Origin of the sequence: Pseudomonas indica NBRC 103045 (assembly GCF_002091635.1) — a bacterium.
GTDB lineage: Bacteria > Pseudomonadota > Gammaproteobacteria > Pseudomonadales > Pseudomonadaceae > Pseudomonas_M > Pseudomonas_M indica.
The window spans coordinates 271668-286592 of sequence record NZ_BDAC01000002.1 but is presented as its reverse complement, the minus strand read 5'-3'; the positions used below and the strand labels follow the sequence as shown (position 1 = coordinate 286592).

Sequence of the window (14925 nt, the reverse complement as noted above, 5' to 3'; positions counted from 1 at the left end):
CAGCCTAGTCATAGACTGTTGCGTTGTGGTGAAAGTCACAGCGCGCCGAGTACAAGTGTTCACTCGGGGCGGTACGGCCAACGCAACGCCGCTCCCGGAGGCGGTCAAGCCTGAAGCACTTTATCACTGTTGGCCACTCGCCGAAGGTCGGGGTGACAACCAGCGCTGCAATACCTGCTGCAGATCCGCTCGTTTGAACGGCTTGGCCAGGTAATCGTTCATTCCGGCGGCGAGACAGATTTCCCGGTCGCCCTGCAGGGCGTTGGCGGTAAGGGCAATGATGGGAACCCCTGCGCCGCCGTCCAGCCGGCGAATCTGCCGGGTCGCTTCATAGCCGTCGAGCACCGGCAGGCGGCAATCCATGAGGATCGCGTCGAACGCCTGGTTCTCGACGCGTCGGACCGCCTGGGCGCCGTCGCCGACCAGGCTGACGCTGTAGCCGAGGCTGCGCAACATGGCTTCGATCACGGTCTGGTTGACCGGGTTGTCTTCCACCAGCAGCACATCCTGGCCGCCTCCGGAACCGCCGGCCTGCAGCGGCAAGCGGGTGGGCTGGGCTTCGCACAGACGGAACGGCAGCGGGATTTCCAGGGTGAACACCGAGCCGCGGCCTTCCTCGCTTTCGGCGCTGAGAGTGCCGCCCATCCGTTCGGCCAGGGTGCGGGCGATGGGCAGGCCGAGCCCGGTGCCGCCGTAGCGGCGGGAAATCGAGCTGTCGGCCTGCTGGAAGGCGTCGAACATGTGCTCCAGACGCTCCGCTGGGATGCCGATACCGCTGTCGCGAACCGCGCAGGTGAACCAGAGCACCTCGGTATCCAGCGCCTGCCAGCGGATTTCCACGCGGATGCTGCCTTCTTCGGTGAATTTCAAGGCATTGCCGATCAGGTTGACCAGGATCTGGCGGAGCCGGGTGGGGTCGCCCTGGACCTCCATGTCCTCCAGGCCGGACTGGGTTTCGATGCGCAGGTCCAGGCCGCGCTGCTGGGCGCTGTGCTGGAACACCAGCACCGAACCCTGGATGAGCTCGAGGAGGTTGAACGGAATGCGCTCCAGCTCCAGCGCGCCGCGCTCGATACGGGAGAAGTCGAGGATGTCGTTGATGACCTTGAGCAGGTGCTCGGTGGATTCGGTCGCCAGTGCCGCGTACTCGGCCTGCTCCTGGTTCATCTCGGTGGTTTCGAGCAGTTGCAGCATACCCAGTACACCGTTCATCGGCGTGCGCAGCTCATGGCTCATCATCGCCAGGAAATCGGACTTCGCCCGGTTGGCCTGCTCGGCTTCTTCCCGCGCCTTGACCAGTTGCTCGATGGATTGCTGCTGCTCCTGGCTGGCCTTTTCCAGGCCATTGGCGAGGCGGTTGATGTGTCGTGCCAGTTCCCCCAACTCGCCGTCGTCGACTTCCGGCAGGGCTGCCCGGTAATCGCCGGCCTGGATGGCTTCCACCGCCTTGCCCATGGCGCTGATCGGCTCCGACAGGCGCAGGGCCAGGCGGCGGGCAAGGAAAAAGGCAAGCATCAGGGCCAGCAGTGCGAGACCGGCGGCCTTCAGCAGGATGACCTGTTGCTGGCTGGTGAAGGCGTCGCCGGACATACCCACCACGACCCGTCCCAGAATGTCCTGGTCCGGATTACCGGCGGGCTCGCTGTCGAACAGCTCGTCGCCCTGAAGGTCGACCCGTTGCAGGCGGATCGGCGCATGGAACACCTTCACCTGGGGCGTGCTCTGGCCCTGGTCACTGGGGCGTTCCACGTACACCAGGATGTTGTCTTCGCGGTCGCGGACTTCCAAAAAGCGCACATGGGGGGTGTCCAAAGTGGCCTGGAGCAGGCTGCGCAAGACCGGCAGGTTGCCGGCGATCACACCGTATTCGGCCGCGGGAGCCAACTGATTGGCGATCAACTGGCCGGTGTGATCCAGCTCCTGACGGAGGTCCTGCAGGCGGGCGAAGGTGAAGAATGCGGTGAGCAGCAGCGTCAGCAGCAGGGCGGGGCCCACGCTGATCAGTTGGGTTCGGGCATGGATGTCCCATCCTTTGAACGGGATCACTGAGTTTTCTCCCCTGCAACCAATTGCTGCTCCAATTCGCTGTCGCTGGCCAGCTCCATGCCGAGCGCACGGGCCACCTGCCGGTTCCCCATCACCTTGTAATAGGCCGGATAGGCTGCCCTTGGCCAGTGCCCGGGCGGCTGGTCGAGCAGCTCGTCGAGCGTTGCCAGCCAATCGGCCTGGTCGCTGTAGCTGCTGGCCAGGCTGCCGGCCCTGACGAAGCTGACGCTGGGGCCGAGCAGGGCGCGTTGCCGGGTGTAGCTGGTGAGCAGCAGACTCTTCGCGGTCCTCGCATTGTAAAGATCCTCATCGTCCAGGCCGAGCAGAAGATCGCTGTTGCCGAGCAAGGACAGCAGCGGGCGACTGTCGCCCTGGTCTGGCCAAGGCTGGCCGACCACGGTCAATCCCAGAGGCGCGGCGGCGTGACGCAGCTCCTCGAGCAGGAAGGCGCTGTGCTTGTCATAGAGCACACCGATGCGCTGGGCGCGGGGAAAAAGCAGGCGGGCCAGGCGCAACTGACGTGCCGGTTGGGGGTCGCTCCAGAGCAGGGTGACGCCATTCGGGCGCTTTTCGCCGAGTAGCCGGCGGGCCTGGATGCGGCTGATCCGCAGCGCCAGGGTCGGCGGGCCCGAGGTGGAGGAAAGGCGCCATTCCAGGGCCTTCTCGCCCAAAAGAATCAGCCGGCTGCTGCCCGGCAGGCGATCGGGCGGTGGCAATTGGTCCAGGGGCAGGAAGCGCACCTCGTCCTGCGGACGGCGTTCGGCCAGTTGATTGACGAAGCCACGCACGGCAGGGCTGTCCTCGGCACTCAGCAGCAGTTCGGCAGCCCGCGTCGGCAGGCTGGCGACAAGACAGCAGAGCAGGAGCAGGCAGGTGGACCAAGGGGCGGTTCGCCGGCTCGTCCATGAGGCGGAGTGGCGCATCTAGAAGGCCAGCTCCGCACTGAAATAGAGCAGGTGTCGATCCGCGTAGCGGTTCTCGCGCCAGGTCAGGGGTTCGTCATCGAGACGCTGCTGCAGGACACCGGACAGCTCCAGGTCCGCACGGCCGAGCGTCAGGCGCTTGGCGACACGCAGGTCGACACGCTCGAAACGGTACTCGTTGAGCTGGTCGGCACCGTAATAGAAGAGGGCGCTGGACCAGCCCCGGCCCCAATCGCGCAACCATCCGGCCGAACCGCTGTGGCGGGGCGTTAGGCGCTGGTCGAGGCGATGGCTGGCGTCGAATTCGATGTAGGCATAGGTCAGGCGCAGGCGATCCTGCCGGCCCAGGCGCCAGTCCAGTTGGGTTTCCGCACCGTCGAAGCTGATCCGGTTGTCGTTGCTCGGCGTGAAATCCACCAGCCGCAGGGGCTCGCTGATCATCCGGGTGATTTCGTCGTGGAACAGCTTGATATCGACGTTCAGGTCCGGGGCTTCGAACTGGCCGTTATAGCCCAGTTCGCGGGAGCGCATGATTTCCCTGTCCAGGGTTCCCGAGCCCTGGGCGCGGGCGAAATAGCGGTCGTTCTGCAACGGCCGGGAGGGCGATTGCAGCCGGTAGCTCCAATCGGCGTTGTTCTCGAACATGTCCGGGGAGCGCACCGCCTCGGAATAGACGGCGCGCAGCCCGTGGCGCGGCGTGATCAGGTAGTTGGCCGCCAGCCGTGGGCTCAGCGAGCTGCCCGAAAGCTGATCGCTTTCCAGCATGGCGCCTCCCTGCAATAACCAGTGCTCACTCATTCGCCATTCCAGGTGGCCGAACAGTCGCCACACCTCGTTATTTATCCGACCGCCAAGGTAGGTTTCTGAGACCGCTCGGTCGTAGCGGTAGTTCACGCCGCTGACCAGGCGCAGACGATCGGACAGGCTCAGGGTGTCCTGCAGTTCCAGGTCGTAGCGGGTTTCCCGGGTGTTCTGGTCGATGTAGCCGCAAACCGGCTGCTGGCCCGGCCCGGCGAGTTGCTGCAGTACCTGCGTTGCCAGACTCTGCTGTTGGGCGGTGCCGGACGGCGGACTGAACACGCCCCGGCGGATGTTGGCGGTCAGGGCTTCGACGTAGCCGGGATCGATCTGCCAGAGCGCCCCCAGTTGCGGACTGAAGGCGATGGTCGCTTCGCAGGGCCGCCATTCCTGCAGGCGTTCCCATTGCTGGGCGTAGCCCTGGACGTACAGGCTGTGGTCGGGGCTGGCGTCGAAGGTCCAGCGCAGCGACGCGGCATAGTCGCGGGCTTCGATGTCGGCGTTGTCGCTTCCGTTGGGGATGCCGGCAAATACCGGGCGGTAGGCGTTGGGCCGCTGCTTGTTGCCTTCCTTTACGGCCAGTTGCCAATCGAGGGTCTGGTCGGCGGCCAGCACATGGCTGGCGGACAGGTTGAAACGGTTCAGGCGGCGGCCGTCGCGGTAGTCCTGGCCAAACTGGTCATGGTCGAAGCCATCGTCCTGCTGGCCGGACAGCGACAGGCGCAGATCGTGACCGCCCTGGCCGAACCCCTGGCTGGCGTACCAATCGCGGATGCCGCGCTGGCCCTGGGTGTACTTGAGGCGAGTGCCATCGCTGTTGGCCGGTGCGCGGGTGATGATGTTGATCACCCCCATCAGCGCATTGGCGCCGTAGCTCACGGTGTTCGGCCCGCGGAAGACTTCGATCCGCTCGATGTCCTCGATGGCCACCGGAATGTCGCTCCAGTCGACGGTGGCCAGGCCGGGCCGGTATTGCGAGCGGCCATCGACCAGCACTTGTAGGCGGCGGGCCTCGGTGGCATTGGTGCCGTGGTAGTTCACCGTCGCCTGGTTGCCGTTGCGATAGCCGACCAACATGCCCGGAACCAGGCGCAGCAGTTCGGGGATGTCGCGTGCGCCGGAGGCGTCGATCAACTGGCGGTCGAGTACGGTCATGCTGCCTGGAACCGCGGCCGCCGCCTGTTTCAGGCGGGTGGCGGTGAGTACCTGCGGCAGGTCGGGATCGTCCAGGAACAGGTCGTCGGCCAGCGCATGACCGCCAGTGAGCAGGGCGAAGAAGGTGATCGGCAGTGAAGTGCGCAGGCTCGGCAGCACGACGAAGCGTCTTATGGCGGTGGCAGGATGGCCGCATGTTAACCGAGCCGGGCGCGTTTGCCAGTCGGAAAATCCCGACTGGCCGGTCGCCCAGGCCTCCGTATAATGCCCGCTACTGCCACTCCGGTGGTCACTCATGGATGCGTTATGACTGCACAGCAACCTATCGCGGTTCTCGGCGGCGGCAGCTTCGGCACCGCCATCGCCAATCTGCTGGCCGAGAACGGCCAGCCTGTCCTGCTCTGGATGCGCGACCCGGAACAGGCCGAGGCGATCCGCAGCAACCGCGAGAACCCCCGTTACCTGAAGGGCGTGAAGATCCATCCGGCGGTGGAGGCGGTGACCGACCTGCCGGCCACCCTGGCCGCCTGCGAGCTGATCTTCGTTGCCCTACCGTCCAGCGCGTTGCGCCAGGTACTGCAGCCGCTGGCGGCGCAATTGGCCGGCAAGCTGCTGGTGAGCACCACCAAGGGTATCGAGGCGCAGAGCTTCAAGCTGATGAGCCAGATTCTCGAGGAAATCGCCCCGCTGGCGCGCATCGGTGTGCTGTCCGGGCCCAACCTGGCCAAGGAAGTCGCCGAACACGCTCTGACCGCCACAGTGGTCGCCAGCGAAGACGAGGAACTCTGCCAGCGCGTCCAGGCCGTGCTGCATGGTCGGACCTTCCGCGTCTATGCCAGCCGCGACCGCTTCGGCGTGGAACTGGGCGGGGCCCTGAAGAACGTCTACGCGATTATTTCCGGCATGGCCGTGGCCCTGGGCATGGGCGAGAACACCAAGAGCATGCTGATCACCCGGGCATTGGCTGAGATGACCCGCTTCGCGGTGAAGCTGGGCGCCAATCCGATGACCTTCCTCGGCCTGGCTGGGGTCGGTGACCTGATCGTCACCTGCTCCTCGCCGAAGAGCCGCAACTACCAGGTCGGCTATGCCCTCGGCGAGGGGCTCAGCCTGGAAGACGCGGTGGCGCGGCTCGGCGAAGTGGCCGAGGGGGTCAACACGCTCAAGGTGCTCAAGGCCAAGGCCGAGGAGCTGCAGGTCTACATGCCGCTGGTCGCGGGATTGCATGCCATTCTCTTCGAAGGGCGCACCCTGGCCCAGGTGATCGAGGCCCTGATGCGCGGCGAGCCGAAGACGGACGTGGATTTCATTCCCACCAGCGGTTTCTAGCCGCGCAGCCTAACCTGATTGGAACGGATAAGGAGCTATCCCATGAGCGAACCCACCGACGACCTGCAACGCGAATCCATCCTGCTGCGCATCCTTTGGATGGTGATCTTCACCCTGGTCTGGCAACTGGCCGAGCTGTTGCTGGGGGCGGTGGTCCTGCTGCAGCTGGGCTACCGGCTGTTCTATGGCGCGCCGAGCGGCAGCCTGATGAACTTCGGTGACAGCCTCAGCCAGTACCTGGCGCAGATTGGCCGTTTCGGCACCTTCCACACCGACGAGAAGCCCTGGCCGTTCTCCGATTGGCCGGTGCCGCGCGCTCCGGAAGGCGAGGCACCCCACGATATTCCTCCGGCGCCCAGCCCGGTGCGAGACGAAGAGCCCAAGCTGTGAGGCTCTGGCTGCTCCGTCATGGCGAGGCCGAGCCCCATGCCCCGACCGACGCCGAGCGCGAGCTGACCAGGCATGGCCGCAAGGAGGTGCTGAGGACGGCGGCCCACTTGGCCGGGCGGCCGCTCTCGGCGATCCTGGCCAGCCCTTACGTGCGGGCCCAGCAGACCGCCGAGCTGGTGCGCGAGGCACTGGGGTTCGCCGGGGCGGTCGGTGTCGCTCCCTGGCTGACGCCGGACAGCGATCCCCGCGAGGCGTTGAAGTACCTCGCCGAGCGCGAGGACGAGGAATTGCTGCTGGTGACCCACCAGCCCTTCGTCGGCACCCTGGCCGGATTGCTGATTCATGGTCACCGGCAGGACCCGTTGCCGATGAAGACCGCCAGCCTCGCCGAGCTGGAGGGCGAGATGATCCTGGCCGGGGCGATGCGTCTGGCCGAGTTGCATCACCCGAAACACCATTGATTCGGGCTTCGCTGCAGCGCGGCGAATCCCGATACATTTCTTAACTTGCTTCACTCCTTTGTGCATGGAATAGTCGACCAAGCAAGTGCTTGGTTGACCCTACAAGAACAACAAAGGAGAAGACCCAGTGACTCATGCCGTCCGTTTGCCGCTCGAGCTGTTCTACGAGCGCGAGGTGCGTCACCCGAACAAACGCTACCTGGTCCAGCCCTTGGGGGGCGGTCGCGTGGAGGAGCTGAGCTGGTCCGACGTGGGTGACCAGGCACGCCGTACCGCCGCCTGGCTGCGTGGCCTGGATCTGCCTCAGGGCAGCCGCATCGCGATCATCTCGAAGAACTGCGCGCACTGGATCGTCACCGACCTGGCGATCTGGATGGCCGGCCATGTGTCCGTACCGCTCTATCCGAACCTTACCGCCGAGTCCGTCCGCCAAGTGCTGGAACATGCCGAGGCGGTGGTCGCTTTCATCGGCAAGCTGGACGACTGGCCGAGCATGGCGCCGGGCGTTCCCGAGGGGGTGCCGACGGTAGGCATGCCGATGCGCCCCGAAGGGCGTTTCGACTACCTGTGGAGCGATCTGCAGGTCTGTGCGCCGATCCAGGACGATCCCCGGCCCGCCGCCGATTGCCTGGCCACGCTCATCTATACCTCCGGCACCACCGGGGCGCCGAAAGGAGTGATGCACACCTTCGCCAACTTCGGCTTCGCCGCCGGCCACGCCACCGAGCTGTTCGGTGTTGGTGAGAACGACCGGCTGCTGTCCTATCTGCCGCTGTGCCATGTGGCCGAGCGCATGTTCGTCGAGCTGTCGTCGATCTACGCCGGGCAGACGATCTTCTTCGCCGAGAGCCTGGACACCTTCATCGACGACCTGCGTCGTGCGCGGCCCACGGTGTTCTTCGGGGTGCCGCGGATCTGGACCAAATTCCAGATGGGCGTCTATTCGAAAATGCCGGCGAAGCGCCTGGACTTTCTCCTGCGCCTGCCGCTGCTCGGCCCGCGGGTCGGCCACAAAGTGCTCGCCGGCCTGGGGCTGGATGCGGTGCGCTACGCGGTCTGTGGGGCGGCACCGGTACCGGAGGCGCTGCTCGACTGGTACCGGCGCCTGGGCCTGGACGTGCTCGAGGTCTATGGCATGACCGAGAACGCCGGTTATTCGCATATCTGCCGGCCGGGCAAGCAGAAGCACGGCTGGATCGGCCAGGCCAACCCGGGCGTCGAGGTGCGTATCAGCGAGGAGGGCGAGGTGCTGGTACGCAGCGGCGCGACCATGCAGGGCTACTACAAGGACCCGCAGAAGACCGCCGAGGCCCTCACCGAGGACGGTTTCCTGCGCACCGGCGACAAGGGCGAGGTGGATGCCGAGGGCTATCTGCGCCTGACCGGGCGGATCAAGGAAATCTTCAAGACCAGCAAGGGTAAGTACGTCGCCCCGGCGCCCATCGAAAACCGCCTGGCGGTGCATTCGCGCCTGGAGCAGGTCTGCGTGGTCGGCGATGGTCTGCCACAGCCCATGGCGCTGTGCGTGCTCTCCGACGTCGGTCGTCAGGAAGCGGCGAACGGCGCGCGTTCGGTGCTGGAACAGAGCCTGCGCGAACTGCTCGAAGAGGTGAACGCCGCCCTGGACAAGCATGAGCGGCTGCTCGGTTTGGTGCTGGTCAAGGATGCTTGGGCCGTGGACAACGGTTTCCTCACTCCGACGCTGAAGATCAAGCGGAGCGTGGTGGAGGGGGCCTACGGGCCGCGTATCCCTGAATGGATCGCCCGTGGTGAGGCGATACTCTGGCACGAATGATTCCCTGACTGCACCGAAGGAGATGCCCATGAGCCTATGGCGCCAGACACCCGATCTGGAACAGCTCAACGCCACCTTGGCGAACACCATTGGCGAACAACTGGATATCCGTTTCGAAGCCTTCGACGACGAGTCCCTCACCGCCAGCATGCCGGTGGACCGGCGCACCCACCAACCCTATGGCCTGCTGCATGGCGGCGCGTCGGTGGTGCTGGCGGAAACCCTCGGTTCCACCGCCAGTTTCCTGTGCATCGACAGCAGTCGATACCGCTGCGTCGGCCTGGAGGTAAACGCCAACCACCTGCGTGGTCTGCGCAGCGGACGGGTCACTGCGGTGGCCCGTGCGGTGCATCTGGGGCGGACCACCCATGTCTGGGATATCCGCCTGTCCGGCGACGATGGCAAGCCCAGCTGCATCTCGCGCCTGACCATGGCCATCGTGCCGTTGGAGAAATAGATCCGGGGAGAGGGGCCGCTGCGCGGCCCTTGGCGAATGAATTCGTCCTTACGGTTGGGTTCTCGTCTTCTGTAGGAGCGAGCTCTGCTCGCGATGGCGACACAAAAGCATCGCCAGCAGAGCTGGCTCCTACAAAAGCAAAGCCGGACTCCACGTAGGGGCGAATTCATTCGCCCGAGCAGCCCGAAGGGCTGCCGTGTTCGCCTATGGCCATCCCCTCATTCGTCGATGCACGTGGGCAGCAACTGGCGCAGGTAATTCGCCACGTAGCGGTGAAATCCCGGATCGCGCCAGTATTCCATGTGGCTCAGGGGTGTGTGTCGCTTGTACCAGGCGCCGGCGGGCCAAGCATGGTCTTCGTTGACCACTGCCGCATAGCTGGGCAGGGTGCGCAGCGGATAGCCCAGTGGATCGGCCGGGGCGTAATAGTTCAGCCAGCGAGCCTGTTCGCGCACGGCCGGGGTCAGGCGGTCGCCGGGAAAGCGGATCGGCACCACCTTGTCGTAGGCGAAGGTGAACAGCGGGATGTTGCAGCCGAAGGTGACCAGCCCAGCCAGCGTTTCCAGGGCGAGAAACGGGTCGTCCGGGCGGCTCGACGTCTCGTTGAGTTTCTGCTGATCCCAGACGAAGTTGGAAAAGATGTGCCCGCCGAGCGAATGCGCCAGCACCACCAGCGGGGTGTCCGGGCCGACTTCGGCGCGCAGGGCATAGATGCCCTGGCGCACGCGCTGGTGGACCTGCTCATAGGTGTCGTCGTAGGCCTGGCTGACCTTGCGGTAGCCGCTGGCGTCGCCGAGGAAGAGCGTCACCAGCCGGCGCAGCCAGCGCCAGGTGACCGGTTGGTTGTCCAGGCTGTCGAGAAAATCGTGCTCGCGCTCGTCCATCACGCTGGCCCAGAACAGGCTGCGGAAGACGATCTGCCCGGCTTCCTCGCCGAGCTGCCGGCGGATGCCCCGGATCAGGCCCTGGGCGTATTCGTATTGTCCTTCCTCATCCTGCCGGTCCAGCTTGGGACCGATGCCGTGAATGATCGCCACTGCCAGTTTCATGCGTCTTCCTTGGTCGATACCGGGGGATCAGAGCGGCAACAATCGTTCGCCGAGGCGGCCGCTTTCCACCAGTTCGAGGAACTCGTCGCCGAGGCGCTGGCTTTCGTCCATCGCCTTGCGCCAGTAGCGTTCGCGTCCGGCATCGTCGCCCAGGTAGCGGGTGAAGTCCTTGCGGTCCGGCAGCTTGCCGTGGGGCAGGCGGGCCAGGTACTCGCGGGACGGCGAAACCAGCAGTACATCCTGCAGGCGCGTGGTGCAGCCGCGGCGCCAGGGCAGTCCCTTGTCGAACCAGCCGGGGATGACCCGGTCGGTGAAGTGCGGGTAGAGCACGATGTCGTCGCCGCGGTAGGGCAGGTCCAGGTGATAGTCGAGCAAGCCCCCGTCGCGGTAGGTGCCGGGGCCGACGCCGGGGATGTCGCGCACGCCCTCCATGACCATCGGAATCGAGCCGGAGGCGAGCAGGGCATGGCGCAGGTTGCCGGTGTCCAGGGCGAGGAAGCGCGAGGGGAAGTCGTGCAGCGGCGCCAGCGGCGGCGGCAGGCGTTCGTCGTGGAGGATGATCCGTTCGAAGTGCCTGGCCAGGCGCGGGCGGCCCAGCAGGTTATTACCGATCACCGAGGACAGCCCCAGGCCGAGCGTGCCACGGCTATCGTGGGCGAGCAGGCCGTGGCTCTTCACCACCACCACGTTCAGCCGGTAGTGCGGATTGGCGAGGATGTCCGCGTCACGGCCGTCGAGCAGCTCATCCAGCATGCGTACGCAGCTGCGGCTGACCTCGGCCATGGTCACGCCTTTGGCGAAGCGTTGCGCGGTGTACAGCTCGCCGAGGCGGCGGATACCGGCCGCGGCATCCGCCGCCAGGCAGGCACTGGCGAAGCGCCAGGAGCCGATCGAGGCGCCGATCAGCGAGCGTTCCCGTGGCGCGCGCGGCAGCCAGTCGCCGAACAGCGCCAGGTCCAGGCCCTGGATACCCAGCGCCTTGGGCCCGCCGGCCGCGCCGGGAAGGATACCGACATCGGCGGGCGTCAGGCCGCGTTCGCGGATGCGCGCGGCGGCGCGTTGTCCGGCGCGCAGGGTGAGGGCTGGAAATTTGATCTGAACGGCGCTCATGCTGGCCTCCATCGCACAAGGCAGCGATTATAGAGGGCAATGGTGGGCGGCCAAGTGGCTTCAGCGGATGAATGATGGGCAACAGGGCGATCGGACGGCACACGGGAAATTCAGGTTGGCTTAAGTCCGCTTGAATAACCTGAACACGTCGAAACCAATCCCGCGAGGAAAACCGCCATGAACAAACTGACAGCCCTTTTCGCCACCGCCGCCCTTGCCGCTACCGCGGGTATCGCCCAGGCCCGAGACCTCGGCCCGGACGAGGCGCTGAAGCTGCGCGACGCCGGCACCATCCAGTCCTTCGAGAAACTCAACGCCGCCGCCGTGGCCAAGCACCCCGGTGCCACCGTCGAGGAAACCGAGCTGGAAGAAGAATACGGACGCTATATCTACCAGGTCGAATTGCGTGACGCCCAGGGCGTGAAATGGGACCTGGAACTCGACGCCACCAATGGCCAGATCCTCAAGGATCACCAGGACGATTGATGCATACGACGCTGCACCGGATCGGGGTACTTTTCCTGCTGCTGGGGTTGCTGGGCCGGGATGTCTCGGCCCGTGACCTGGATCAGGACGCGGCTCTGCGCCTGCGCCAGGAAGGCGTCATCCAGTCGCTGGAGAGCCTGATCGAAAACGCGCTGGCGCGTTACCCCGGCTCGACCCTGCTGGAAGCCGAGCTGGAAGAGGAAGACGGCGTCTACGTCTACGAAGTGGAGCTGCTGACTCAGGGCGGTGTGGTCCGCGAGTTGGAACTGGATGCCCGCAATGGGGCCATCCTGAAGGACGAGGAAGACTGATGCGCCTGCTGCTGGTGGAAGACCACGTGCCCCTGGCCGACGAACTGGTCGCCGGCCTTGGCCGCCAGGGCTATGCCGTGGACTGGTTGGCCGATGGCCGCGATGCGGCCTACCAGGGGGCCTGCGAACCCTACGACCTGATCATTCTCGACCTCGGCCTGCCCGGCAAGCCGGGGCTGGAGGTGTTGCGCGAATGGCGTGCCGGCGGGCTGACCACGCCGGTACTGATCCTCACCGCGCGTGACTCCTGGGCCGAGCGCATCGAGGGGCTGAAGACCGGCGCCGACGATTACCTGAGCAAGCCGTTCCATCCCGAAGAGCTGAACCTGCGCATCCAGGCGTTGCTGCGCCGGGCCCACGGGCTGGCCAACCAGCCGCAACTGGAGGCCGCCGGCCTGCAACTGGACGAGGCGCGACAGTGTGTCGGACGCAACGGCGAATGGATCGAGCTGACCGCCGCCGAGTTCCGGCTGCTGCGTTATTTCATGCTGCATCCGGGGCAGTTGCTGTCGAAGACGCATTTGGCCGAGCACCTGTATGACGGCGAGAAGGAGCGCGACTCCAACGTCATCGAAGTGCACGTCAATCGCTTGCGCGGCAAGCTCGGTCGCGAAGTGATCGAGACCCGGCGCGGACAGGGCTACCGCTACAACGGTGCCGGCGGGTGATAGCCTTGCAGCATCGGTTGAGCCTGGGGCTGGTGGCGGTACTGCTGGTCGTCGGGCTGATCTTTGCCCAAGGCAGCCTCTGGCTGTTCGACCTCGGTCTGCGCCGCTACCTGCAGAATTACCTGCGTGAAGAAGCCGAAGCGCTATTGATCGCCATGGTGCGCGGGCCGCAGGGCCTGCAACTGGACGAACAGCGCATCGGTCCCGGCTACCAGCGGCCGTTGTCCGGGCATTACTTTCGCATCGACTTCGACGACCGGGTCTGGCGCTCCCGCTCGCTCTGGGACCATACGCTGCCACGCCCGGAAGCGGCCGGATTGCAGGAGGGACTGAGCGACGGGCCGAGCGACCAGCATCTGCTGGTCTACCGGGCGGACTACCGGCGCTTCGGCCGCGAGCTGTCGATCAGCGTGGCGCACGACTACACCCCGGTGCTCGACAGCTTCCGCCGCCTGCGCCAACTCATCCTCTGGTTGGGTGCCGGCGCCTTGCTGCTGATCGTTTTGTTGCAGCGCTGGACCGTCCACCGCGCCCTGCGCCCGCTGGAGTCGGCACGCCAGCAGATCGCCCAACTGCAGAGCGGCCAGCGCGGCGAGCTGGACCGCGACGTCCCGCCGGAGCTGGAGCCGCTGGTGGCGCAGATCAACCATTTGCTGGCGCATACCGAAAGCACGCTCAAGCGTTCGCGCAATGCCTTGGGCAATCTCGGCCATGCGCTCAAGACGCCGCTGGCCGTCCTGCTCAGCCTGGCCAATCGCGAGGAATTGCAGGCCCATCCGGACTTGCAGGCACGGTTGCAGGAGCAACTGGCGCAGATCGAGCAACTGCTGGCCCGGGAGCTGGGTCGCGCACGGCTGGCCGGGGAGGCGCTACCCAAGGCGCGTTTCGATTGCGCGGCGGAACTGCCCGGCCTGTTCGAGACGCTGGCGATGATCCATGACCGCAACCTGGACCTGCGCTGGCAGGCTCCGCCCGGATTGCGCCTGCCGTGGGATCGGGAGGACCTGCTCGAACTGCTCGGCAACCTGCTGGACAACGCCTGCAAGTGGGCGCGAGGCCAGGTGACACTGGATATCGAACCGGTGGAGACGGGCTTCCAGTTGACCATCGATGACGACGGTCCCGGCATCGCCGCCGAAGCTCGCGAGCAGGTGCTCGACCGGGGCTCTCGGCTGGACGAGCAGGTGCCGGGGCATGGCCTGGGGCTGGGCATCGTGCGCGATATCGTCGATGCCTGGGCGGGGAGCCTGGCGCTGGAGGAAAGCCCGTTGGGTGGGCTGCGCGTGCGAATCCTCCTGCCGGCGCGTGGCCCGGACGTACGTTGATCCGGGCCACTGTGCGTCCTTACATGCCGTTGGTGAACGCCGGATTACTTATATCGATGGCCGCACGCACCGGTTTCAGCGCTTCCCCGTACTTCGCCAGGATATCCAGCGCATAGTCGATCCGCCCACGCAGGCGCTGCTCGTCCTCGCTGGCCGGTTCCGGCGTGTTCAGCACCTTTTCCACCTGGCGCACGATCAGGTGCTCCGGCAGGTAGCACAGCCGGCAGTTCTTGTAGCTGGAGGCACGCAGCTCGCTGATTGGCGAGGCGCCGCCGATGCCGGCGGAGACCGCCACCAGCAGGCCGGGCTTGTGGGCCAGTTCGGCCTTGCTGGCGTAGACGAAGAAGTTCTTGATCGCCGGGCAGGCCATGCCGTTCCACTCCGGCGCCACCACTACCACCGCATCGGCGGCCTTCAGTTGCGCGGCGTACAGGTCCCAGGGGCCGCTGTCTTCACCCGGCCACAGCGGCAGCGGGGCAAGGCCGAGATCGATGACGGAGCTGGTTTCCTCGGTGGTGGTTTCGAGCTGGATCAGGCGCTGGTGCAGGAAGCGCGCGACCTTGCCGGATTGGCTGTTGTTGCGGCTGGATCCGGCAATGAGGGCGATGTTGAGCATGGCATG

At 65.8% G+C, this 14925-nt stretch carries 15 protein-coding genes; 9 read left to right on the top strand and 6 right to left on the bottom strand.

From position 1 onward, the window contains the following. Positions 1 to 123 precede the first annotated feature (123 nt). From PIN01S_RS03855 to PIN01S_RS03845, 3 genes are read right to left on the bottom strand one after another with little or no spacing between them, the layout of a single operon-like run. Positions 124 to 2046: an ATP-binding protein gene (locus PIN01S_RS03855; protein WP_084333806.1), complete on the bottom strand. Its 1923-nt coding sequence runs from the start codon at positions 2044 to 2046 to the stop codon at positions 124 to 126. Beyond that, a complete protein-coding gene (locus PIN01S_RS03850; RefSeq protein ID WP_084333805.1) occupies positions 2043 to 2969 on the bottom strand; it encodes an ABC transporter substrate-binding protein in 927 nt (308 codons plus the stop codon). The genes PIN01S_RS03855 and PIN01S_RS03850 overlap by 4 nt, the downstream gene beginning before the upstream one ends. After that, positions 2970 to 5081: a TonB-dependent receptor plug domain-containing protein gene (locus tag PIN01S_RS03845; RefSeq protein ID WP_425287673.1), complete on the bottom strand. Its 2112-nt coding sequence runs from the start codon at positions 5079 to 5081 to the stop codon at positions 2970 to 2972. A gap of 147 nt (positions 5082 to 5228) precedes the next feature. On the opposite strand from PIN01S_RS03845, the gene PIN01S_RS03840 reads away from it, so the two are divergent. The 5 genes from PIN01S_RS03840 (at position 5229) to PIN01S_RS03820 (ending at position 9354) form a co-directional block, all read left to right on the top strand. Then, positions 5229 to 6251, top strand: a complete 1023-nt coding sequence (locus PIN01S_RS03840) for an NAD(P)H-dependent glycerol-3-phosphate dehydrogenase (RefSeq protein ID WP_084333803.1) — start codon at positions 5229 to 5231, stop codon at positions 6249 to 6251. 42 nt (positions 6252 to 6293) lie between these two features. Next, positions 6294 to 6641 (top strand): DUF4389 domain-containing protein, encoded by a 348-nt coding sequence (locus PIN01S_RS03835; protein WP_084333802.1) that lies wholly within the window; start codon positions 6294 to 6296, stop codon positions 6639 to 6641. Further along, positions 6638 to 7102, top strand: coding sequence for a phosphohistidine phosphatase SixA (gene sixA, locus PIN01S_RS03830; RefSeq protein ID WP_084333801.1), 465 nt, complete (start codon positions 6638 to 6640; stop codon positions 7100 to 7102). Before PIN01S_RS03835 ends, sixA begins: the two co-directional genes overlap by 4 nt. Before the next feature lie 127 nt (positions 7103 to 7229). Next, on the top strand, positions 7230 to 8897 hold the full coding sequence (locus PIN01S_RS03825) for an AMP-binding protein (protein WP_084333800.1): 1668 nt from the start codon (positions 7230 to 7232) through the stop codon (positions 8895 to 8897). 28 nt (positions 8898 to 8925) lie between these two features. Further along, the gene (locus PIN01S_RS03820) at positions 8926 to 9354 is read left to right on the top strand and encodes a hotdog fold thioesterase (RefSeq protein WP_084333799.1); all 429 of its coding nucleotides are present in this window, start codon (positions 8926 to 8928) and stop codon (positions 9352 to 9354) included. 218 nt (positions 9355 to 9572) lie between these two features. Here PIN01S_RS03820 and PIN01S_RS03815 read toward each other — a convergent pair whose 3' ends face one another. Both PIN01S_RS03815 and PIN01S_RS03810 read right to left on the bottom strand, forming a co-directional pair. Further along, positions 9573 to 10403 carry a hypothetical protein gene (locus PIN01S_RS03815; protein WP_084333798.1) on the bottom strand — a complete coding sequence of 277 codons (831 nt, stop codon included), beginning with the start codon at positions 10401 to 10403 and terminating at the stop codon, positions 9573 to 9575. A gap of 27 nt (positions 10404 to 10430) precedes the next feature. After that, positions 10431 to 11513, bottom strand: a complete 1083-nt coding sequence (locus PIN01S_RS03810) for a patatin-like phospholipase family protein (RefSeq protein WP_084333797.1) — start codon at positions 11511 to 11513, stop codon at positions 10431 to 10433. A gap of 177 nt (positions 11514 to 11690) precedes the next feature. Between PIN01S_RS03810 and PIN01S_RS03805 the strand changes: the two genes are divergently transcribed. Genes PIN01S_RS03805 through PIN01S_RS03790 form a run of 4 tightly spaced genes read left to right on the top strand, consistent with a single transcriptional unit; the run spans position 11691 to position 14303 of the window. Next, complete coding sequence (locus PIN01S_RS03805; RefSeq protein WP_084333796.1) at positions 11691 to 11999, top strand: PepSY domain-containing protein; 309 nt, start codon at positions 11691 to 11693, stop codon at positions 11997 to 11999. Next, positions 11999 to 12310 carry a PepSY domain-containing protein gene (locus tag PIN01S_RS03800; protein WP_084333795.1) on the top strand — a complete coding sequence of 104 codons (312 nt, stop codon included), beginning with the start codon at positions 11999 to 12001 and terminating at the stop codon, positions 12308 to 12310. Before PIN01S_RS03805 ends, PIN01S_RS03800 begins: the two co-directional genes overlap by 1 nt. Then, complete coding sequence (locus tag PIN01S_RS03795) at positions 12310 to 12978, top strand: response regulator transcription factor (RefSeq protein WP_084333794.1); 669 nt, start codon at positions 12310 to 12312, stop codon at positions 12976 to 12978. The genes PIN01S_RS03800 and PIN01S_RS03795 overlap by 1 nt, the downstream gene beginning before the upstream one ends. Then, positions 12975 to 14303 carry a sensor histidine kinase gene (locus tag PIN01S_RS03790; RefSeq protein WP_084333793.1) on the top strand — a complete coding sequence of 443 codons (1329 nt, stop codon included), beginning with the start codon at positions 12975 to 12977 and terminating at the stop codon, positions 14301 to 14303. Before PIN01S_RS03795 ends, PIN01S_RS03790 begins: the two co-directional genes overlap by 4 nt. 19 nt (positions 14304 to 14322) lie before the next feature. On the opposite strand, the gene PIN01S_RS03785 is transcribed toward PIN01S_RS03790, so the two are convergent. Next, positions 14323 to 14919: an NADPH-dependent FMN reductase gene (locus PIN01S_RS03785; RefSeq protein ID WP_084333792.1), complete on the bottom strand. Its 597-nt coding sequence runs from the start codon at positions 14917 to 14919 to the stop codon at positions 14323 to 14325. Positions 14920 to 14925 lie beyond the last annotated feature (6 nt).